This is a genomic window from Vreelandella hamiltonii, from assembly GCF_014651775.1.
In the GTDB taxonomy this organism is placed as follows: domain Bacteria; phylum Pseudomonadota; class Gammaproteobacteria; order Pseudomonadales; family Halomonadaceae; genus Vreelandella; species Vreelandella hamiltonii.
In genome coordinates this window covers 40,456-59,999 of record NZ_BMXN01000021.1, presented here as the reverse complement: position 1 = coordinate 59,999, position 19,544 = coordinate 40,456, and the positions used below count along the sequence as shown (strand labels likewise).

The following is a 19,544-nucleotide window of genomic DNA, read 5'->3' as shown; positions in this document are numbered from 1 at the left end:
TCTGTTTCATCGGAGTGGCTCTGTCAGCGGGTGTTGGACGACAGGTCAGATTTTACCTCGTCGGTGGCTATGAGGCAGCTCCGACGGGATTTATGCAGCGTTTCCCTAACGATAAAACCCTGAAAGGTAAAAAAGAGTAAACAATGGGGAAGTCGGTATGGGTATCTGGTGTCGGTGGGTCGCCTTGGCTAGAGTAATTTGAGAAACAGTGTTCGTTAACTTGAAGATCATCTTGACGAGGAGAACCACCATGTCCCATGAAACCGAAGAGGTGTTGCAGAAGCGCCGCTCGCGCCGCCAGGTACTGGCCAGCCTTGGGCTGGGTGCCGCAGCGCTTTATGTCGCCCCTACGTTCCTGTCGATGGGACAGGCGGAAGCGCGTGGTCGCCGCTCACGTCACAGCCGCTCGCGGCTCAGCTATTCTCGCCCCAGCTATTCACGCCCTCGGCACAAGCATCATGCTCATCGTGATGAGCGTTACTACCGTCCCTATGATCGTCGCCGGGCTGGCTATTCACGCCCGCATCGATCCCGCTGGGAGCGTGATGGCGTCATTGAAATCCGCCTTAGTCGCGTGCTGCCCAGGTGGTAACCGATCATGGCCATCCCTAATGAGCACGACTACCATCTGACCAGTATTGGCCCCTGCCTGCGCCTGGTAGAGGCGGAGGAGCTCTTGCCCGTGTTGCAGCAGGCGATGCCAGGCTGGCCCATCGAACGCTGCTCGGCGTTGCCGGAAGCCCCCGAAATCTGCGTTTGGCGGCACCCCGACGGCTACTGGCAGGAAGCTCCTGCGCTGCCCCAAGGTGCCTTGTTGGACACTGATGTCGGCACTGCCTGTAGCATCGTCGCCGATTTGGCCGGGGCGTTCCTGCATCGCCACCCTGAGCTGGTGGGGTTGCACTGTGGCTCGGTAGAGCTCAACGGGCAGCTGGTGATTTTTCCCGATGCCCACCGTGCTGGAAAAAGCACCTTGACCTCGGCATTTGCTGCCGCAGGCTGCCGTGTGTTCGGGGATGATGTGCTGGCGCTCAATCCTGAAGGTGAAGGCATCGCGCTTGGCGTGGCGCCGCGTTTGCGGTTACCGGTCCCGGAGGCCTTGTCGGTAGATTTTCAGCACTTCGTGGCCTGCCATCTTGGTCCTTTCGACGACCGTTACGGTTATCTGAACTTGTCGAGTTCCCAACTGGCAGCCCATGGCGACCGCTCCCCGCTGGGGGCCGTACTGCTGATCGACCGAGACCCCACGTTGACGGCCCCCCAACTGACACGCCTGCAGCCCGGCGATGGCCTATGGCAGTTGTTGCAACAGAACTTTGCCGAGCACGAGTCGGATCAGGCGCTGATGGATCGCTTCCTGCCGCTACTGCAGCGGCTACCGTGCTTTCTGCTGCGATACTCGGATGCTTATGAGGCAGCCCTGTGGCTGGCACAGCGCTGGGAGGGTCAGCCGTTCTCTGCAGATCGGCAGCAGGGGCAATCGGTGGCAAGTGCTGAACGGGCGGAGGTGCCTGCGCTGCCCTTGGACGACGCCCGCTACTGGCACACCAGCCCGGCGGCCTTCGAGTGGTCGCTGGGCGATGAGCTGTTCGTGATTGGCCAGAGCGGGGGTGATATTCATCGAATGAACGCGACCAGCCGCGCAGTATGGGCTCTATTGCAGCATGAGCCGATGAACCTGCAGGAATTGAGTGAGACGCTCGTGGCGTTCTTCGAAGGGGCGTCGCTGCTGCAGGTAGCGCGTGACGTGGCACAGTTGCTGGCCAATCTGACTAAGGCGGGCTTGCTGCACAGTGTTGAAGCAGAGGTTGATAAGGCGGCTGAGTGACCGGCTAACGCCAATGGTCGCGCCAGGCCTTCAATACCCGCTCGGGGTACCAGGTTTGCCCGAGACTGCCGTTGTAGCGAGCCAGAGCGCGGGTGAAGTCACCCCGCTCAACGGCAAGATAGTGAGCCAGAATGGTGCTGCCGTAGCGCAGATTTCGGTTGGGTTCGGTCAGGTCGTCCATGGGCAGGCCCAGCTCGGCGACCCAGAAGGGCATGATCTGCATCAGCCCAACGGCCCCCGCCGAAGAAACGGCATCTGCCTTGAAGGCGCTCTCTACCTGAATCAGCGCCAGCACGAGGTCGGGGGGCAGGCCGGCCAGATGGGCCTCCTGATACACCCGCGTCAGCAAGGCCATCCGCATGTCTGGGTCATTCATGAAACGCGACAGTGGCGCATCCTGACGGGTGCGCCACTGTTGGAGTTGCCACTGGTGATAGGGCGTTTGCAGCGCGGCCGCATCGAGGGTCGAACGCAGCGGGGGCTCCGCTGCGTTTACCGTGAGGGCGCTGCTGAGTCCCATCACTGCGAGCCCCAGGATCAGGGCTCGCACCAGGCCGTGCAGCATGAGGGGGCGATCAGCCCTGTGCCAGGCCCGCTTTGTCACGCAGGAACTCGACGATCGTGTCGGCGGGCACCATGGTGGCGTCGCTGTCGCGGCGGCCCTTGTACTCCAGCTCGCCGTTGTCCAGGCCACGGTCGCCGATTACCAGGCGGTGCGGCACGCCCATCAGTTCCAGGTCTGCGAACTTGACGCCGGGACGAGTGTCGCGGTCATCCAGCAGCACGTCCAGACCTGCCGCCGTGAGTGCCTGGTAGAGGCGCTCAGACTCTTCACGCACCCGCTGAGACTTGTGGGCATTCATGGGCACCAGTGCCACCTGGAAAGGCGCGATGGCGTTGGGCCAGATGATGCCTGCATCGTCGTGGTTCTGCTCGATGGCAGCAGCAACCACACGGGTCACGCCAATGCCGTAGCAGCCCATGAACGGGTGGCTGGTCTTGCCGCTGTCGCCCAGTACGCTGGCATTCATGGCCTGGGAGTACTTCTGGCCCAGCTGGAACACATGGCCCACTTCGATCCCGCGTTTGATCAGCAGGGTGCCCTGACCATCCGGCGAGGGGTCGCCCTCTACCACGCTGCGCAGGTCGGCGACCTGGGGCAGGGGGGCGTCGCGCTCCCAGTTGATACCGAAGTAGTGCTTGCCATCGACGTTGGCGCCCGCGCCGAAGTCGCTCATCAGCGCCACGCTGCGGTCGATGATGATCGGCATGTCAAGGCCCACCGGGCCCAGGGAGCCAGGTCCAGCCCCTACCGCTGCACGAATCTCTTCTTCGCTGGCCATGGTCAGGGGTGCCTTGACCTGTGGCAGGTTCTCCGCTTTGACCTCGTTCAGCGCGTGATCGCCACGCACCAGCAGAGCAATCAGGCCACCTTCTGCGGCGTGGACCATCAGCGTCTTGAGGGTCTTTTCGATAGGCAGGTCGAACTGTTCGACCAGGGCGGCAATGGTCTTGGCATCGGGGGTGTCGACCAGACGCATCTCTTCGCTGGGCGCGCTGCGCTCTACCTGACTGCCCAACGGGGCGGGCAGGGCTTCGGCTTTTTCGATGTTGGCGGCGTAGTCGGAGGCGTTGGAGAAGACGATGTCGTCTTCGCCGGAGTCGGCCAGCACATGGAACTCATGAGAGCCGGTGCCACCGATGGAGCCGTTATCGGCAATGACCGGGCGGAAGTCGAGCCCCAGACGCGTGAAGATGCGCGTGTAGGCATCGTACATGGCCTGATAGGTCTCTTTCATCGACGCTTCATCGAGATGGAAAGAGTAGGCATCCTTCATGATGAACTCACGCGAGCGCATCACGCCGAAACGGGGGCGAATTTCATCGCGGAACTTGGTCTGAATCTGGTAGAAGTTCACCGGCAGCTGCTTGTAGCTGGAAATTTCCCGGCGCACCAGGTCCGTGATGACCTCTTCATGGGTGGGGCCCACGCAGTAGTCGCGGTCGTGGCGGTCCGTCAGGCGCAGCAGCTCGGGGCCGTACTGCTCCCAGCGGCCCGACTCCTGCCACAGGTCGGCGGGCTGTACGGCGGGCATCAGTACTTCCTGGGCTCCGGCGCGGTTCATCTCTTCACGCACGATGGCTTCGACCTTGCGCAGCGTGCGCAGGCCCAGCGGCAGCCAGGTATACAGGCCCGAAGTCAGACGGCGAATCATACCGGCGCGCAGCATTAACTGGTGGCTGATGACTTCAGCGTCGGCCGGGGTTTCTTTCAAGGTGGCGATCAATAGTTGGCTGGCGCGCATGGGCGTGAGCATTCCTTGGGTTGTCGATGGTGCTGAGTATGAGAAGCGCGTTGCGCTTAATCCAGCGTTGAAAGCGGCATTGTACGGCCAAGCGGGGAAGGCGGCAAAATCCTGTGTAGACGTCAGGGCGTGTGCTTAGCACGAAATATGCTAAACTCGACCCGTTTTGTAACGCGATAGCCTGCGCCTATAACAAGCGTGTCACTTCATACGATGGCTATCGTTACATTGAAAATTCCGAGGGAACCTCCATGCAGCAAGCAGTGCGCCGTTGGTTGACGGGGGCGGTCGTTGGTGTCTCCATTGTGGCATTGAGTGGGTGCGGTACGCTTTTCTATCCGGAACGCAAAGGCCAGCTGAGCGGTGATGTCGACCCCGTGGTCGCCATTGCCAATAGCGTTGGCCTGCTGTTCTTCATCGTGCCAGGCGTGATCGCCTACGCCGTGGACTTCTCCAACGGCACTATCTACCTGCCCAGCGAGAACAGTGCGTCCGTGGATATTCATCATCTCGACGATGCCATGGACGTGGCCTCGCTGGAGAAGTTGCTGTCCGACAAGGCCGGTCAGCCGGTAACGCTGGAGAACGAGCTGCTGGTCATCGAAGAGATGAGCAGTCTGGATGAAGCGCTGGCCATGGTGCGCATGTCCGGCGTGTTCGATGAAGAGCGCCTGGCCAACATGGAACCAACGGTGATGTAACCACCGTACACCGCTGGCCGATAGACGCCCTGCCATTCACGATGGCGGGGCGTTTTTTTAGCGATCCTTCTGGTGCGCGCGGGCGCTGAATGTGCTGATCTTGAGTACCACAAGCCCCGCCACCATGCCCCAGAAAGCCCCGCCCAGTCCCAGTAGCGTCACGCCGGAACCGGTGAGCAGGAAGGTCACGATGGCGGCGTCGCGCTGTTCGCTCTTCTCGAAAGCGCCCGCCAGGCCCGTGCCCAGCGTGCTCAGCAGGGCAATGCCCGCCAGTGCCATCACCAGAACGCTGGGCAAGGCGCTGAACACCCCGGTCACGGTGGCTCCGAAGATGCCCATGGCGATATAGAAGACCCCGGCAGCCACCCCGGCGGTGTAGCGCCGCTTTGGGTTGGGGTGGGCGTCTGGGCCCAGGCATACCGCCGCACTGATGGCCGCCATGTTGAGCGCATAGCCGCCAAACGGCGCCAGCAGCAGGGTGGCTCCACCGGTCCAGGTGATCAGCGGTGAGCTGTTAGGGCGATAGCCTGCGGCCCGCAAGACGGCCACGGCGGGCAGGTTCTGGGTCGCCATGGTGATGACGAACAGCGGGATGCCGATGCTGATCAGCGTCATCGGGTTGAATACCGGTGCGGTAAAGACCGGCAGCGTAGGCGCCAGCGGGATCGGCTGGGTCGAGATCTGGCCTTGCCACAGGGCCAGCCCCACGCCCACCAGCAGGACTCCCGGCACCGCCAGTGAGGGCCAGCAGCGCCGCCCCGCGACCCAGGCGGCCAGCATGGCCAGCGGCAGCAGCCACTGGCTTTCCATGACGTTGAACAGCTCCAGCCCGAAACGCAGCAGAATGCCCGCCAGCAGGGCCGAGGCGATGGCGCCGGGAATATGGCGCATCAAACGCTCGAACAGCCCGGTGACACCGCACAGTGTGATCAACAGCGCCGAAAACAGAAACGCGCCGATGGCCTCTTCGATAGGAATTCCCGGCAGGCTGGTGGCCAGGAAGGCGGCCCCTGGCGTTGACCAGGCGGTCAGCAGCGGCATGCGGTAACGCAGCGAAAGCCCCAGCGAGGTGATGCCCATGCCGATGCCCAGCGCCCATAGCCAGGAGCTGATCTGGGCCGTGGAGGCGCCCGCAGCGGCGGCGGCCTGAAAAATGATCGCGGCGGAGCTGGTATAGCCGATGATGACGGCGACGAAACCGGCAATCAGCGTAGACAGGCTCATGTCCCGCCACAGATGAGGCGAGGCAGATGATGAAGAGGGCAGCGTCGTTGGCGTGTCCATGGGTGGCTCCCACGTGGTTATTTTGAGCGTGCGCTATAGCGCACGGATGGCCACGCTAACATTGTGCGTTATGACGCACAACCATTTTCTGGCATGATAGCCATTCGACCAACCCCGCTATCTGAACCCGACCGTCAGGAGAGTCGCATGGCTTTAACGCCGCATACCATTGCCGAGCATATTTCAGGAACGGTGAAGCAGCTGCGCAAGGAGCGGGGCTGGAGCCTCGATCGCGCGGCCAGTGAAACCGGGGTCAGCAAGGCGATGCTGGGGCAGATCGAACGTGGGGAGTCGAGCCCCACGGTGGCCACCTTGTGGAAGATCGCCAGCGGTTTTCGGGTGTCGTTTTCTACCCTGTTCGACAGTGACAAGCCTGCGCTGGGCGAGCTGCATCGGGATGGGTGGGAGTCGGTGTGGGGGGATGACAGCACGGGCATGCAGGCACGCCTGCTATTTCCCTACGACCCCCTGCTGGGGTTCGAGATGTTCCTGATCGAGTTGGCCCCGGGTGCCATGAGCGAGTCCACCGCCCATGCCAGCGGCGTGGTGGAGCACATCGTGGTGGTGGAAGGCGAGATGGAGCTGCGCATCGACGAGCGCTGGCAAACCCTGGGCGTTGGCGAGGGGCTGCGCTTTTTCGCGGACCGGCCCCACGCCATGCGCAACAACGGTACGTCGCGGTTACGCTTTCACGATGTGATTCACTACCTGCCGGGGGCGGCCTCCGGGGCCTGAGCGCGCAGCCAATTCAGCTCGTCGGCCCAGATCTCGGGCTCGATGGTTTCGAGAATCATGGGAATACCATCGATGCGCGCATCCTGCATGATCGTGGTGAAGGCCGCCAGGCCAATGTTGCCTTGCCCCAGGCTGTGGTGCCGATCCACACGGCTGGCGAAGTCGCTTTTGGCATCGTTGAGGTGCATGCCGCGCAGATACTCGAACCCCACCACGCTGCCCAGTTCGTCCAGCGTGGCGCGGGTCGCCTCGGCGCTGCGCAGGTCGTAGCCTGCGGCAAAGGCGTGGCAGGTGTCGATGCAAACGCCGACCCGGCGCTTGTCGTCCACCTGCTCGATGATGCTGGCCAGATGTTCGAAGCGCCAGCCCAGGTTGGTGCCCTGGCCTGCGGTGTTTTCGATGACCGCGGTCACGCCCTGAGTGGCATCCAGAGCCAGGTTGATGGATTCGGCAATGCGCGACAGGCAGTCGGCTTCGCTGATCTTGTTCAAATGGCTGCCGGGGTGGAAGTTCAGCAGCGTCAGGCCCAACTGCTCGCAGCGCTGCATCTCATCGATGAAGGCGGCCCGCGACTTGTCGAGGCCCTCCGCCTCAGGGTGCCCCAGGTTGATCAGGTAGCTGTCGTGGGGCAGGATCTGCGCTGGCGCGAAGCCATGGACGCGGCACGCCTGCTTGAAGGCTGCGATGGCCTCGTCAGTGAGCGGTTTGCCCTGCCACTGACGCTGGTTTTTGGTAAACAGGGCAAACGCCGTTGCTCCGATCTCCACCGCGCGCTGCACGGCCTGATCAGCGCCACCGGCCGCGCTGACATGGGCACCAAGATACTTCATTGTCATCCTTCTTTTCGGTTGTCGAGATAGCGCTGGAAAGCGGCTGGTTCGTCGGTAATGGCACTGTTGATGCCCCAGGCCCAGCGGCTTTGAAACGCACTGGGATCGTTGGCGGTATAACACAGGATCTGATAGCCATCCCGGCGCATGGCAGCGGCCTGGGTGCGCTTCAGCCGGGGCCAGTGGGGGTGAATGCTGAACGCCTGGATGGCGGCACATTGGGCGCGCCACTGCTTGGGCAAACTGCCGTAAAGCGCGCCCAGGGCGAGAGCTTCTCGGGGCGCATGCCGACGGCTGTGGGCCAGTGCGGCCCCGTCAAAAGAGGAGACGATGCAGCGCTCGGCAGGTAGCGCTGCCAGCAGCATGGGCAGCACCGCATCGACCAGGGCAATGGGGTCGCGCCCCTTGTTGACCTTGATTTCCAGATTGACGCCCATTTCCAGCTCATTCAGCAGCGCCAGCATGGCCTCCAGGTTGGCCATGCGTTCCCCCGCAAAGCGGTCGCCGAACCAGCTGCCCACATCCAGCGCCTGGGCCTGGCGCCAGGTCATGCTGGCCAGCTCGCCGCGCCCGTCCGAACAGCGGCTTACATCGCTGTCGTGCCAGATCACGGGCATGCCGTCTCCCAGCAGTTGAACATCCAGCTCAACCCAGCGCGCTCCCGCCTGATGAGCGGCGCGCACGGCGGTGAGGGTGTTTTCGGGGGCGGCCGCAGAGTAGCCGCGGTGGGCAATCAGGGTGGGTACTTCAATGGCAGGATGGGTCATGGACGATCCGTCTTGTGGTGACCAGGCGTGTTATAAAATGGCCCTTAGTCTAGCATGTACCCGTGACAGGCGTGTGTCGGCCAGAGGGTTGGACGACTTGATTTCAGCGCCCCGACGCGGTTGGATAGCGGGCCCGTGCCGTCCCCGTCATGTGTTTTCGGTCAGCGGTATTCAACGCGATCATTCACGGCAAACGATAATTCATAACAAGTGATACCCCATCGCCAATCACAGGAGTTTTTTGATGTCCAAGCGTATTCAGTTTTCCACTACCGGTGGCTCCGACGTACTCGAGTGGGTCGAGGTCGAGCCTGTCGCACCGGCTGCCGGTGAAGTTCGTATCGCCAACAAGGCCGTTGGCCTGAACTTCATCGATATCTATTTCCGCACAGGCTTGTACCCGGCCCCCAGCATGCCTTCTGGCCTGGGCACCGAGGGCGCAGGCATCGTCGATGCGGTGGGCGAGGGCGTCACGCATCTCAAGGTAGGTGACCGCGTGGCGTATGCCCAGGGCCCGCTGGGCGCCTACGCCGAGCTGCACACGCTGCCCGCGGCCAAGGTGGTCAAGCTGCCGGATTTCATCGACTTCGAAACGGCGGCGGCCAGTATGCTGAAAGGCTTGACGGTGCAGTACCTGCTGCGTCAAACCCAGCCGCTCAAGGGCGGCGAGACCATTTTGTTCCACGCGGCGGCCGGGGGCGTGGGCTCGATTGCCTGCCAGTGGGCCAAGGCGCTGGGCGTGAAGCTGATCGGCACCGTCAGCTCTCAGGAGAAGGCTGACCTGGCCATGGCCAATGGCGCCTGGGCCACCATCAACTACACCGAAGAGAACGTCGTCGAGCGGGTGCGCGAGCTGACCAACGGTGAAATGTGTGATGTGGTGTACGACTCCGTGGGCAAGGACACCTGGGAGATGTCGCTGGATTGTCTCAAGCCGCGCTCGCTGATGGTCAGCTTTGGTAACGCGTCCGGCCCGGTGGACGGCGTCAATATCGGTATCCTGAATCAAAAGGGAGCGCTGTTCGTCACGCGCCCCAGCCTGAACGGCTATGCGGATACTCGCGAGCGCCTGGAAATGATGTGCGAAGAGTTCTTCGCCATGATCGAAAGCGGCAAGATTCGCATCGATGTCGCCAACCGCTACCCCTTGCAGGAAGCAGGCAAGGCCCAGGATGCGCTGCAGAGCCGCAAGACGACCGGCTCGACCATTCTGCTGCCCTGAGTCGCTCGCCTGAGCCGGGGGCTAGTCCACGTCGACATAGGCCCCCAGTTGGCGCATGCGCCGCTCGAAGCTGGCCACGTTATCCACCAGCTGGTCGGGGCCGACGGCCACGCACTCGGCCAGAATCGCTTCGCTGAGCGTGATGGCCGAGAGCAGCGACGGAAAGAAGTGAGGCGTGGCGTTGGCGACGGTGAACGTCACGCTGGCGCCAGGCACCAGCGGTGAGCGCAGGGTGTCGGTGATCACGATGGCCTGCACGCCGTTGGCGCGGGCAATCTCCAGCGCCTTGACCGTTTCGGCGCAGTAAGGCTCGAAGCCGAAAGCCACCACCACGTCCTGTTCGTCGAAGGGCGCCAGCTCCGTCAGTAGCCCACCTTCCTGTCCGCGAATCAGCGTCACGTCGGGCATGGCGATACGCCCCACGTAGGCAAAGTGGTAGGCGCAGGCAAAGGTATCGCGAAAGCCGATCACGGCCACCCGGCGAGCCGCCAGTATGCGCTCGGCGGCGTCTTTTACCCGCGCTTGGTTATCCGCCGTGAAGAGCCTGCCAATATTGTCGAAAGCGGCATCACCCACCTCCACGAACAGCGCCTCTTGCGGGTTGCGCACCTGCTGCTTGAGCCGACTGGCACGGCCGCTCAGCTCGACCGGTGCAGCCTGCACCGCCGATTGAAAAACCTCCCGAAACGACTCGTAACTCTCGAAGCCCAGCCGCTTGGCCAGCCGAACCAGAGTGGAAGGCGTCACCGACGCGGCCTGGGCCGTTTTACGCACTGACTGAAACGCCATTTCCGTCGAGTGTTCCAACACATAGCTGGCCGCCCGTTTGAGCTGTGGGCTGAGCTTGGCGTAGTGCTCGGCCAGCTGCCGGTGGACGCTTTCCAGGTGGGGCGCAGGGCGGGTGGCGTGGTCAGGCATGGGGCTCTCTTTGATGAAGTGTAAAACGTTTGTGCCAATGATAAATGTTTTTGTCACGAATGTATTGATTATCCCCCAGCAGTGTCCTATCGTTCGGCAGTACGTTTGTTTCTCTTTTCCTATTTAAAGGAACAATCGTTTCCTTATTTGTTTTTTCCGAACGAGGTTACCAACAGCATCATGTCTGCCGACGCGCCCGCGCTGCCCACCTATGAAACGCTCCTGATCTCTCTGGATGAACACGTGCTGACCCTGCGGTTCAACCGACCCCACCGGCTGAACGCGGTGATTGAAACCCTTTATGAAGAGCTGCTCGACGCCCTGCGCTTTGCCCAGCACGCAGCGCAGGTAAGAGCGGTGATCCTGACCGGAGAGGGGCGCGCCTTTTGTGTCGGCGCGGACATGAAAGCCCATGGCAGCGCCCAGCGCTCGCTGTTTCAGCGGCGGGCTTATCTGCAGTTGGGCAATGATGCCTGTGAAGCCATCGACCAGCTGGGCAAGCCGGTGGTGGCGGCCGTGAATGGCTATGCCTTGGGAGCGGGGGCAGAAATGGCCGTGGCCTGTGATTTCATCGTCATGGCCGAGGACGCCCAGATCGGCTTCCCTGAAACCAGTATTGGCACCTGTGTCGGGGGCGGTGTTTCGAAGCGCCTGCCGCAGTGGGTGGGCCTGGGCCAAGCGCGCCGCCTGCTGTATCTGGGCGACCGCATCGATGGCGTGGAGGCCACTCGGATCGGTTTGGCGCTGGCCAACCATCCGGGAGCCGAGCTGATGGCCCAGGCCCAGGCGCTGGCTACTCGGCTGGCCGGGCAGGCGCCGGTCTCCATGGCGATGCTCAAGCCGCTGCTCAATCGCGCCAGCGAAACCAGCATGGAAAGCCAGCTTCAGCAGGAGTTGGACGCCGTGTTTACCTGCTCGATCACCGACGATTGGCAAGAAGGGGTCGATGCCTTTGCCGCACGACGTGCCCCGCGTTTTCAGGGCAAATGAGCCGGCTGCCACCTTGCAATCCTTTTATCGTCCGTTTTGCCCTACAGGTCACGTCATGAACCGCTTCAACGAATCACACGGCTCCCGCAGCCCGCTGCACACACTGCTTTCCCCAACGGGTATCGCTATCGTCGGTGCCTCTGCCGACCCGACCAAGCGCGGCTACAAAGCCCTGCTGGGGTTGATCAAGGGCGGCTATGAGGGGGCGATCTACCCGATCAACCCCAAGGCGGAGCAGATCCTCGACATTCCGGCCTGGCCATCACTGGCGGACATGCCGGGTACGCCGGAGCTGGCTCTGCTGTGTACGCCGGCTGCCAGCGTACCGGCGCTGATTGCCGAGTGTGGCCGTCAGGGGATCAAGGGCGCGGTAGTGCTGGCCAGCGGGTTCGGCGAAACCGGGGCGGCAGGGGCTGCCTTGGAGGAAGCGATGATGGCGGCGGCCGAGGCGCATGGGGTGCGCATCATCGGCCCCAACACCTCCGGTCTGTTCAACTTGCATCAGCGTATCAACCTGCTGGACCTGGCCAATGTCAGGGCAGGCGACATCGGTATCGTCTCGCAATCGGGCAATATGCTGCTGGCGCTGGCCCTGGAAGCACAGCATAACGGCCAGGTGGGGTTCAGTAGCTATATTGGCCCCGGTAACCAAAGCGACATTGGTTTCAACGACTACCTGCGCTATCTCGGTGAGGACCCGCATACCCGAGTGGCGACCCTGTATGTGGAAGGGTTTCGGGATGGACGGCGCTTTCTGGACGTGGCCCGCCAGGTCACGGCGCACAAGCCGGTGGTGGTGTACAAATCCGGCGCCACCGAGCAGGGGCAAAAAGCGGCCAGCTCGCACACCGGCGCCCTGGCAGGCAGCTACCAGATGACGGTAGACCTGCTGCGTCAGGTGGGTGTCAGCGTGGTGCAGTACTCCGACGAGATCCTGCCGGTCGCCGAAGGCCTGGGGCAGTTGCAGCAGGCGCCCGGCAAGCGGGTCGCGGTGATTTCCGACGGCGGCGGCCAGGCCACCATCGCCGCCGACCGGCTCGCCGAAGCTGGGCTGAGCCTGGCGACGCTGGCACCGTCAACGCGTCACGCTCTGGAAGAGGTGCTGCTTCCTCAGGCGGCGCTGGACAACCCTGTGGATGTGGCGGGCTCCTCGGATGCCTGCCCGTCGCTGTTGGCTCGCTGTGTCGAGATCGTGATGGCCGACCCCGGCGTCGACAGCGTCTTCCTGGTGGGCATGTTTGGTGGCTACAGCCTGCGGTTTTCCGAGTCGCTGGCCGACGATGAGCTGCAGGGGGCAAAGCAACTGCTGGCGTTGGCCCAGGGCAGCGAAAAGCCGTTGGTGGTGTACAGCCTGTACGCGCCCATCAAGCCGCCTGCGCTACGCCACCTGCATGAATCAGGGCTGCCGGTGTATGCCTCCATCGAACACGCGGTCAGGGTGTTGGCGGCGCTGGGCGAGCGAGGCGAGTACCTGACGCAGGTTCGGCGCCTGGAGACGCCCTGGCAGCCCACGGCCAAGGGAGCCGCGCTGCTCGCCGGGGCCCGAGCGGAAGGGCGCGACCTGTTCGAGTTCGAAGCCAAGGCACTGTTGGCCGAACACGGCATTGCCGTGCCACCCCAGTGGTGGGTAAGCCAGGCCGATGAGCTGACATCGGTCATCGAACAGGCAGGCCAGCAGCCCTTGGCCATGAAGGTGGTGTCGCGGGACATTCTGCACAAATCCGATGCGGGCGGCGTCAAGCTCCACCTGAGCGGGGCAGAGGCGCTGCGCGAGGCGTTCCAGGCCATCCAGCACAATGCCCATGCCTACGACCCCCGGGCCCGCTTCGAAGGCGTGCTGGTGAGCCCCATGGCCCAGCCAGGGGTCGAAGTGATCATCGGCATGTTCCGTGACCCGGTATTCGGGCCGGTGGTGATGTTTGGCCTGGGCGGCATTTTCGTGGAGGTGCTGGAAGACGTTGCCTTCCGGGCTCTGCCGCTGAGCGAGCGGGATGCCTACGCCATGGTGGAACAGATCAAGGCGCAGAAAGTCCTCGACGGCGTGCGCGGCGCTGCCGGTGTGGACAAACCGGCCCTGGTGGCTCTACTGATGCAGGTCTCGCGGCTGGTGGAGGCCTACCCCGAAATTCAGGAACTCGACTTGAACCCCGTGCTGGCCTATCCGCAGGGGCACCCTACCGGGTATGCCATCGTGGATGCCCGCATTATCGTGGAGCGCGACCAATGACGATGACGTTGCCCAGCTTGACCGATGCCACCCTGACGCTGCACGAGCGGGTCGCCACGCTGACCTTGAACCGACATGACGTGCGCAACGCCTTGACCGGCACGGCACTGGTGGATGACATCGTGGCCACGGCTCGTTGGGTCAATGCTTGCCCAGAGATATCGGTGCTGGTCATCACAGGGGCGGGCAGCGCCTTTTGTGCAGGCGGCAATGTCAAGGACATGGCCAACCGCAGCGGCGACTTCGCTGGCGACGTGGCAGAAGTCGCCGAGCGTTATCGTCAGGGTATTCAGCGCATGCCGCTGGCGCTTGCCCAGGTGGAAGTGCCGATCATTGCCGCCGTGAATGGTGCGGCCATCGGTGCCGGGTTCGACCTGGCCAATATGGCGGATTTACGTATTGCTTCCCGCAAGGCGAGCTTCGGCGAGACGTTTCTCAATCTGGGCATCATCCCCGGCGATGGCGGCGCCTGGTTCCTGCAGCGCCAGATCGGCTATCAGCGTGCCTTCGAACTGACCCTGTCGGGCCGCGTGATCGATGCCGACGAGGCGCTTGCCTACGGCGTCGTGCTGGAAGTGGTCGAGCCTGAACAGCTCATGGAGGCTACCATGGCCCATGCAGCGCGTCTGGCCAGCCAGCCCCCCAAGGCCACGCGCCTGACCAAGCGGCTGATGAAAATGGCACCGGACATGGAACTGAAAGCCTTTCTGGACGTTTGCGCCGTGTTCCAAGGGCTGTGCCATAACGAGCCCGAGCACCTGGAGGCCGTCGAACGCCTGCTGGCGCGCCTGCATCGCCCAGCCTGACGCTGAACCTGCACCTCCCCCCGGTACGCCTCTAACGCTCGGTTTTGCCGAGCGTTTTGCGGTTCTCTGCGCAGTGAATGACGGTTATCCAGAGGCTGTACGGCATGACTGCGATCGTCTAATGTAATGAGAAGATGGCGGAGGGAGTCGCGCCGCTGTAACGCTCAGGGAGATGGCACTCTATGTCCATGGAAAGTTTGGGGCTTGCGCCCAGCACGTTGGTCTTTGTGGTTCTTGGACTCACCCTGGCGGCGTTTGTCTGGGGGCGTTTTCGCTATGATCTGGTGGCCCTGGCGGCCTTGCTGGGTTCGGTCATGCTGGGGCTGGTACCCGCAGACGATGCGTTCATGGGCTTTGGCCACCCGGCGGTGATCACCGTTGCCGCCGTGCTGGTGCTGAGCCGTGGTTTCGAACGCTCAGGGGTGGTGGACGTCATTGCCCATCAGGTGCTCAAGGTCGGGGAGCGGCTGCTGCTGCAGCTGCTGGTGCTGGTGGGCACGGTGGTGCTGTTGTCGGGGGTCATGAACAATGTCGGGGCATTGGCACTGCTGCTGCCGGTGGCCATGCGCCTGGCGCGAGAACACGATACTTCGCCCTCGCTGCTGTTGATGCCGCTGGCGTTCGGCTCGCTGCTGGGCGGCCTGACCACCCTGATCGGTACTCCGCCGAACATCATCATCTCGGCGTATCGTGGCAATATCACGGGCGAAAATTTCGGCATGTTCAGCTTTACGCCCGTGGGTGCTGCGGTGGCGTTGGTGGGTCTGGCCTTCATTGTGCTGGTGGGCTGGCGATTCACCCCCAAACGCAATGCCCAGTCGGCGGGTGATGACATGTTCGACACCGCCAATTACCTGGTCGAACTCAAGGTCAGCGAGGCCTCTAAAGCCAATGGGCTGACGCTGCAACAGCTGCGCGACGAGCTGGAAGAGACCATTCCCGTGCTGGCGGTGGTGCGCGACGATGACCGGCGGGCAGGCTACCGTTTCCACGGCGTACTGCGCGAGGGCGATATCCTGCTGCTGGAGGCAGGCCCCGATGAATTGAGGCTGCTGGAAGACAAGGTGGGCCTGAGCGTCATTGCCGAGCCTGACGACGCCGAAGAAGACGAAAGCGATGAGCAACAAGCGGCGAAGGAGCGCCAGCCCGTCGATACCGAAGGGCTGCAGTTGATCGAGGCGGTGGTGCGCAACGACTCGATGATGGTCAATCGCAGCGTGCGCCAACTGCGCCTGCATCATCAGTTTGGCCTGCATCTGGTGGCGGTGGCCCGTGACGGCGCCCGACTCAAGCAGCGGCTGCGTGACATTCGTTTTCAAACCGGCGACGTCCTGCTGCTGCAGGGCAGTGAAAACGAGATCGCCGACAGCCTGGCCACGCTGGGCTGCCTGCCGCTGGCCAACCGCGAGCTGAACCTGGGCCAGCCGCGCAAACTGCTGCTCTCTATCGGTATTTTCGTGCTGGCCATTATCGCCATGCTGCTTGATCTGCTGCCCGCTGCGGTGGCCATGAGCACGGCGGCGCTGGTGTCGCTGTTGATCGGCGTGCTGCCGCTGCGAGAGGGGTATCAGGCCATCGACGGGCCGGTGATCGTGCTGCTGGCGGCCATGCTGCCCGTGGGCGAAGCGCTGGAAACCAGCGGCGGGGCAGCGATCATTGCCAACGCGCTGCTGACCTTTGGCCTGGAGTGGCCGGTGATCGTCTCCCTGGCGGGGCTCTTTCTGCTCTCCATGCTGCTGTCGAACGTGGTCAATAACGCCGCTGCCGCGCTGCTGATGGCGCCCATTGCCGCCAGCCTGGCCAATGGATTCGACGTTTCCCTGGACCCCTTCCTGATGGTGGTGGCCGTCAGCGCCTCTTGTGCCTTCCTCACGCCTATCGGTCATCAGTCCAACACCCTGGTGCTGGGGCCAGGGGCTACCGCTTTGGTGATTACTGGAAGCTGGGATTGCCGCTTTCGCTGGTGGTGATGTGCGTGGCGATACCGATGATTCTGTGGGTCTGGCCGCTATAAGCGCCGTTTCATCGGCTTTTGGTCATGTTCGCGTGATTGGATATCGAAAATTTTGCTAATCTATTACGCACATGGATCAACCAATAACGAACAGGCCGGGCTTATGAACCAGCAGTATCGCCAGGATGCCATTGTCGAGCTGGTGCGCCAGCATGGTTACATGAGCATCGAGCAACTGACCGAACATTTTGCGGTAACGCCCCAGACCATCCGGCGCGACCTGAATACCCTGGCCAATGATGGGCGCGTCCGGCGCGTGCATGGCGGTGTAGGGGTCGAGTCGAGCACGGTGAACACCGCCTACAGCACGCGCAAGACGCTGCACCTGGAAGAGAAAGAGCGGATTGCCCGCTGCATGGCCCAGCATATTCCTCACCATGCTTCACTGTTCATCAATATCGGTACCAGCAACGAGATGATTGCCCAGGCGCTGCTGGAGCACCAGGGGCTGGAAATCATCACCAACAACCTGAACGTGGCTGCCATCCTGCAGCACAAGGAAGACTTCACGGTGATTATCGCCGGGGGGCAGGTGCGTTCGCGGGATGGGGGCATCATTGGTGAAGCCACCATCGACTTCATCAATCAGTTCAAGGTGGATTACGGCATCATCGGTATCAGTGGTATCGATGAAGATGGCTCGCTGCTGGAGTTCGACTACCAGGAAGTGCGCGTGGCCCAGGCCATTATCGCCAATTCTCGCCGGGTGTATCTTGCCGCCGACTACTCGAAATTTCACCGTAACCCGGTGGTGCGTCAGGGCAATCTTTCGCAACTGGATGCGCTGTTCACCGACCGTCGGCCGCCGGAGTCGATTACCCGTCTGCTTACCCAGCACGATGTGGCGCTGCACATCGCCTGACCCAGCGGGAAAGGCGTCGCCACCTTGGCCAGTTTCATACTTGAGCATTGCGAGCCGCTGGCGTAGCCTTGGAGCATAATAAAACGAAATAAAACCGACAAAATCGAAAGAACCCTACAACAAAGTGAACACGACATGTCCTCCTTCATTCTTGCCATCGATCAAGGTACCACCAGCTCTCGTGCCATTCTCTTCGACCGCCAGGGCCAGGTAGCGGCCGTTGCCCAGCAGGAGTTTCCCCAGCACTTTCCCCAGGATGGTTGGATCGAGCACGACCCGGAGGATATCTGGGACTCCGTGGTGGCGACTTGCCGAGAGGTGCTGGCCAAGGCCCAGGTCAGTGCCGAACAGATAGACGGTGTCGGCATCACCAACCAGCGAGAAACCACGGTGGTATGGGACCGCGCCACGGGCAAGCCGCTCTATAACGCCATTGTCTGGCAGGATCGGCGCACCTCCGAGCGCTGTCAGGCGCTGCGGGACGAGGGCCATACCGAGGCGGTGCAGGCCAAAACCGGCCTGCTGATCGACCCCTACTTCTCTGCCACCAAGCTGGCCTGGATACTCGATCGGGTCGAGGGCGCCCGCGAACGGGCGGCCAAGGGTGAGCTGGCCTTCGGTACCATCGACAGCTTCCTGATCTGGCGCTTGACCGAAGGCCAGCAGCACGTCACCGATGCCACCAACGCCTCGCGTACGGCGCTGTTCAATATTCATGAGCAGCGTTGGGACGATGAGCTGCTGGCGCTGTTCGACGTGCCCGCCAATATGCTGCCAGACGTGAAAGACTCCAGCGACGACTTTGGCACGATGGCAGCCCACTGGCTTGGAGCTGCCTTGCCCATCGCCGGGGTTGCGGGTGACCAGCAGGCAGCCCTGGTCGGGCAAGCCTGCTTCAAGCCCGGCATGGGCAAAAGCACTTACGGCACGGGCTGTTTCATGATCGTGAATACCGGCGATACGCCGTCGGTTTCCCGCAACCGCCTGCTGACCACCGTGGGTTACCGGATCAATGGCAAGCCCACCTACGCCATGGAGGGCAGTATCTTCGTGGCCGGGGCGACCGTGCAGTGGCTGCGTGACGGACTGAACCTGTTTGCCGACGCCTCGGAAACCGAAGCCTTGGCCCAGAAAACCCGTAGCGGCCACAGCGTGTACCTGGTGCCTGCCTTTACCGGGTTGGGTGCCCCCCATTGGGACCCCAAGGCCCGCGGCGCCATTTTTGGCCTGACTCGGGATACCGGGATCGCCGAAATCGTCGCGGCCGGGCTGCAGGCGGTGTGTTACCAGACTCGAGACCTTCAGCTCTGCATGAACGATGACATGGATGCCGCGCCAGGCAACCTGCGTGTCGATGGCGGCATGGTGAAAAATAGCTGGGTGATGCAGTTTCTGGCCGACATGCTCAACGTGCAGGTGGATCGACCGACGATTCTGGAAACCACGGCGCTGGGGGCGGCGTATCTGGCCGGACTGCGGCTGGGGTGGTACGACACCCTGGAAGAGATCGAACAGCTGTGGCGCTGCGAGAAGAGCTTCACGCCCAGCATGGAGGAGGCGACTCGCGAACAGCTTTATCAGGGCTGGTTGGATGCCGTTTCCCGCGTGCGCTCCACGTAGCCTCTATATCGCGCCTATTTGCTGCCTGGATTCAAGCAATAAACGCTGCCCAAACAAGGGTGGCGTTTTTTTATTATGTTTTTTCAGTATTCAGGTTTTTGTTAGCACTCTTACTTGTTTTTCAAGTTTCATTTAAAACAGTCGTTTAACTGCGCTTGTGAAAGTAACCATCAGCACTTTCATGGTTTTGACGTTTCTGTAGTCAAGCTACAACCGCGCCTGCTGCCAAGGGTGCATTGTGAGTATTGCACCCGTGAACCATAGTGAAGTCATGGATCAGGGCGGTGTCTTGTTATCCCGATATGCCGCAGGGTTCCTTGCTACACACCGAGGCGCTGATGTTTTACCAAAGCGCCAAAGGCGAAGGTCTTGTAACGCTTGTGACCGTTTCGCAGTTACCGAACTGGGCACTTACCCGGCCCAGCATGAGTAGC

16 protein-coding genes and 1 pseudogene are annotated in these 19,544 nt (G+C 62.2%); 11 read left to right on the top strand and 6 right to left on the bottom strand.

Annotated features, from left to right (window positions below):
• Nucleotides 1-250: 250 nt before the first annotated feature.
• Both IE091_RS14900 and IE091_RS14895 read left to right on the top strand, forming a co-directional pair.
• Nucleotides 251-592, top strand: coding sequence for a hypothetical protein (locus tag IE091_RS14900; RefSeq protein WP_189464009.1), 342 nt, complete (start codon nt 251-253; stop codon nt 590-592).
• A 6-nt stretch (nt 593-598) separates the two neighbouring features.
• The gene (locus tag IE091_RS14895; RefSeq protein WP_189464008.1) at nt 599-1,828 is read left to right on the top strand and encodes a PqqD family protein; all 1,230 of its coding nucleotides are present in this window, start codon (nt 599-601) and stop codon (nt 1,826-1,828) included.
• Nucleotides 1,829-1,832: 4 nt separating this feature from the next.
• On the opposite strand, the gene IE091_RS14890 is transcribed toward IE091_RS14895, so the two are convergent.
• Nucleotides 1,833-2,393 (bottom strand): transglycosylase SLT domain-containing protein, encoded by a 561-nt coding sequence (locus IE091_RS14890; RefSeq protein WP_189464007.1) that lies wholly within the window; start codon nt 2,391-2,393, stop codon nt 1,833-1,835.
• Between the two features lie 10 nt (nt 2,394-2,403).
• Nucleotides 2,404-4,134 carry a proline--tRNA ligase gene (locus IE091_RS14885; protein ID WP_189464006.1) on the bottom strand — a complete coding sequence of 577 codons (1,731 nt, stop codon included), beginning with the start codon at nt 4,132-4,134 and terminating at the stop codon, nt 2,404-2,406.
• A 251-nt stretch (nt 4,135-4,385) separates the two neighbouring features.
• Here IE091_RS14885 and IE091_RS14880 point away from each other — a divergent pair, with 251 nt between their 5' ends.
• On the top strand, nt 4,386-4,835 hold the full coding sequence (locus tag IE091_RS14880; RefSeq protein ID WP_189464005.1) for a hypothetical protein: 450 nt from the start codon (nt 4,386-4,388) through the stop codon (nt 4,833-4,835).
• A 57-nt stretch (nt 4,836-4,892) separates the two neighbouring features.
• Here IE091_RS14880 and IE091_RS14875 read toward each other — a convergent pair whose 3' ends face one another.
• Nucleotides 4,893-6,119 (bottom strand): benzoate/H(+) symporter BenE family transporter, encoded by a 1,227-nt coding sequence (locus IE091_RS14875; protein WP_308428141.1) that lies wholly within the window; start codon nt 6,117-6,119, stop codon nt 4,893-4,895.
• A gap of 147 nt (nt 6,120-6,266) precedes the next feature.
• Here IE091_RS14875 and IE091_RS14870 point away from each other — a divergent pair, with 147 nt between their 5' ends.
• Nucleotides 6,267-6,854, top strand: coding sequence for a helix-turn-helix domain-containing protein (locus IE091_RS14870; RefSeq protein ID WP_039178328.1), 588 nt, complete (start codon nt 6,267-6,269; stop codon nt 6,852-6,854).
• Here IE091_RS14870 and nfo read toward each other — a convergent pair.
• Nucleotides 6,824-7,684, bottom strand: a complete 861-nt coding sequence (nfo, locus tag IE091_RS14865; protein WP_189464004.1) for a deoxyribonuclease IV — start codon at nt 7,682-7,684, stop codon at nt 6,824-6,826. The genes IE091_RS14870 and nfo overlap by 31 nt on opposite strands.
• A gap of 2 nt (nt 7,685-7,686) precedes the next feature.
• A complete protein-coding gene (locus tag IE091_RS14860) occupies nt 7,687-8,451 on the bottom strand; it encodes a glycerophosphodiester phosphodiesterase family protein (protein WP_189464003.1) in 765 nt (254 codons plus the stop codon).
• A 244-nt stretch (nt 8,452-8,695) separates the two neighbouring features.
• Between IE091_RS14860 and IE091_RS14855 the strand changes: the two genes are divergently transcribed.
• Nucleotides 8,696-9,673, top strand: coding sequence for an NADPH:quinone reductase (locus tag IE091_RS14855; RefSeq protein WP_189464002.1), 978 nt, complete (start codon nt 8,696-8,698; stop codon nt 9,671-9,673).
• Between the two features lie 21 nt (nt 9,674-9,694).
• On the opposite strand, the gene IE091_RS14850 is transcribed toward IE091_RS14855, so the two are convergent.
• Complete coding sequence (locus IE091_RS14850; protein ID WP_189464001.1) at nt 9,695-10,591, bottom strand: MurR/RpiR family transcriptional regulator; 897 nt, start codon at nt 10,589-10,591, stop codon at nt 9,695-9,697.
• A gap of 180 nt (nt 10,592-10,771) precedes the next feature.
• Here IE091_RS14850 and IE091_RS14845 point away from each other — a divergent pair, with 180 nt between their 5' ends.
• From IE091_RS14845 to glpK, 6 genes and pseudogenes are all read left to right on the top strand, one after another.
• Complete coding sequence (locus IE091_RS14845; protein WP_039178479.1) at nt 10,772-11,581, top strand: enoyl-CoA hydratase/isomerase family protein; 810 nt, start codon at nt 10,772-10,774, stop codon at nt 11,579-11,581.
• A gap of 55 nt (nt 11,582-11,636) precedes the next feature.
• Nucleotides 11,637-13,808, top strand: coding sequence for an acetate--CoA ligase family protein (locus IE091_RS14840; RefSeq protein ID WP_039178315.1), 2,172 nt, complete (start codon nt 11,637-11,639; stop codon nt 13,806-13,808).
• The gene (locus IE091_RS14835) at nt 13,805-14,614 is read left to right on the top strand and encodes an enoyl-CoA hydratase-related protein (protein ID WP_039178312.1); all 810 of its coding nucleotides are present in this window, start codon (nt 13,805-13,807) and stop codon (nt 14,612-14,614) included. The genes IE091_RS14840 and IE091_RS14835 overlap by 4 nt, the downstream gene beginning before the upstream one ends.
• A 182-nt stretch (nt 14,615-14,796) precedes the next feature.
• Nucleotides 14,797-16,628 (top strand): annotated as a pseudogene (locus IE091_RS14830) (SLC13 family permease).
• A gap of 103 nt (nt 16,629-16,731) precedes the next feature.
• Entirely contained in the window at nt 16,732-17,490 is a 759-nt protein-coding gene (locus IE091_RS14825) for a DeoR/GlpR family transcriptional regulator (RefSeq protein WP_016913669.1), read from the top strand.
• A gap of 135 nt (nt 17,491-17,625) precedes the next feature.
• A complete protein-coding gene (gene glpK / locus IE091_RS14820; protein WP_189464000.1) occupies nt 17,626-19,110 on the top strand; it encodes a glycerol kinase GlpK in 1,485 nt (494 codons plus the stop codon).
• The last annotated feature ends 434 nt before the right edge of the window (nt 19,111-19,544 follow it).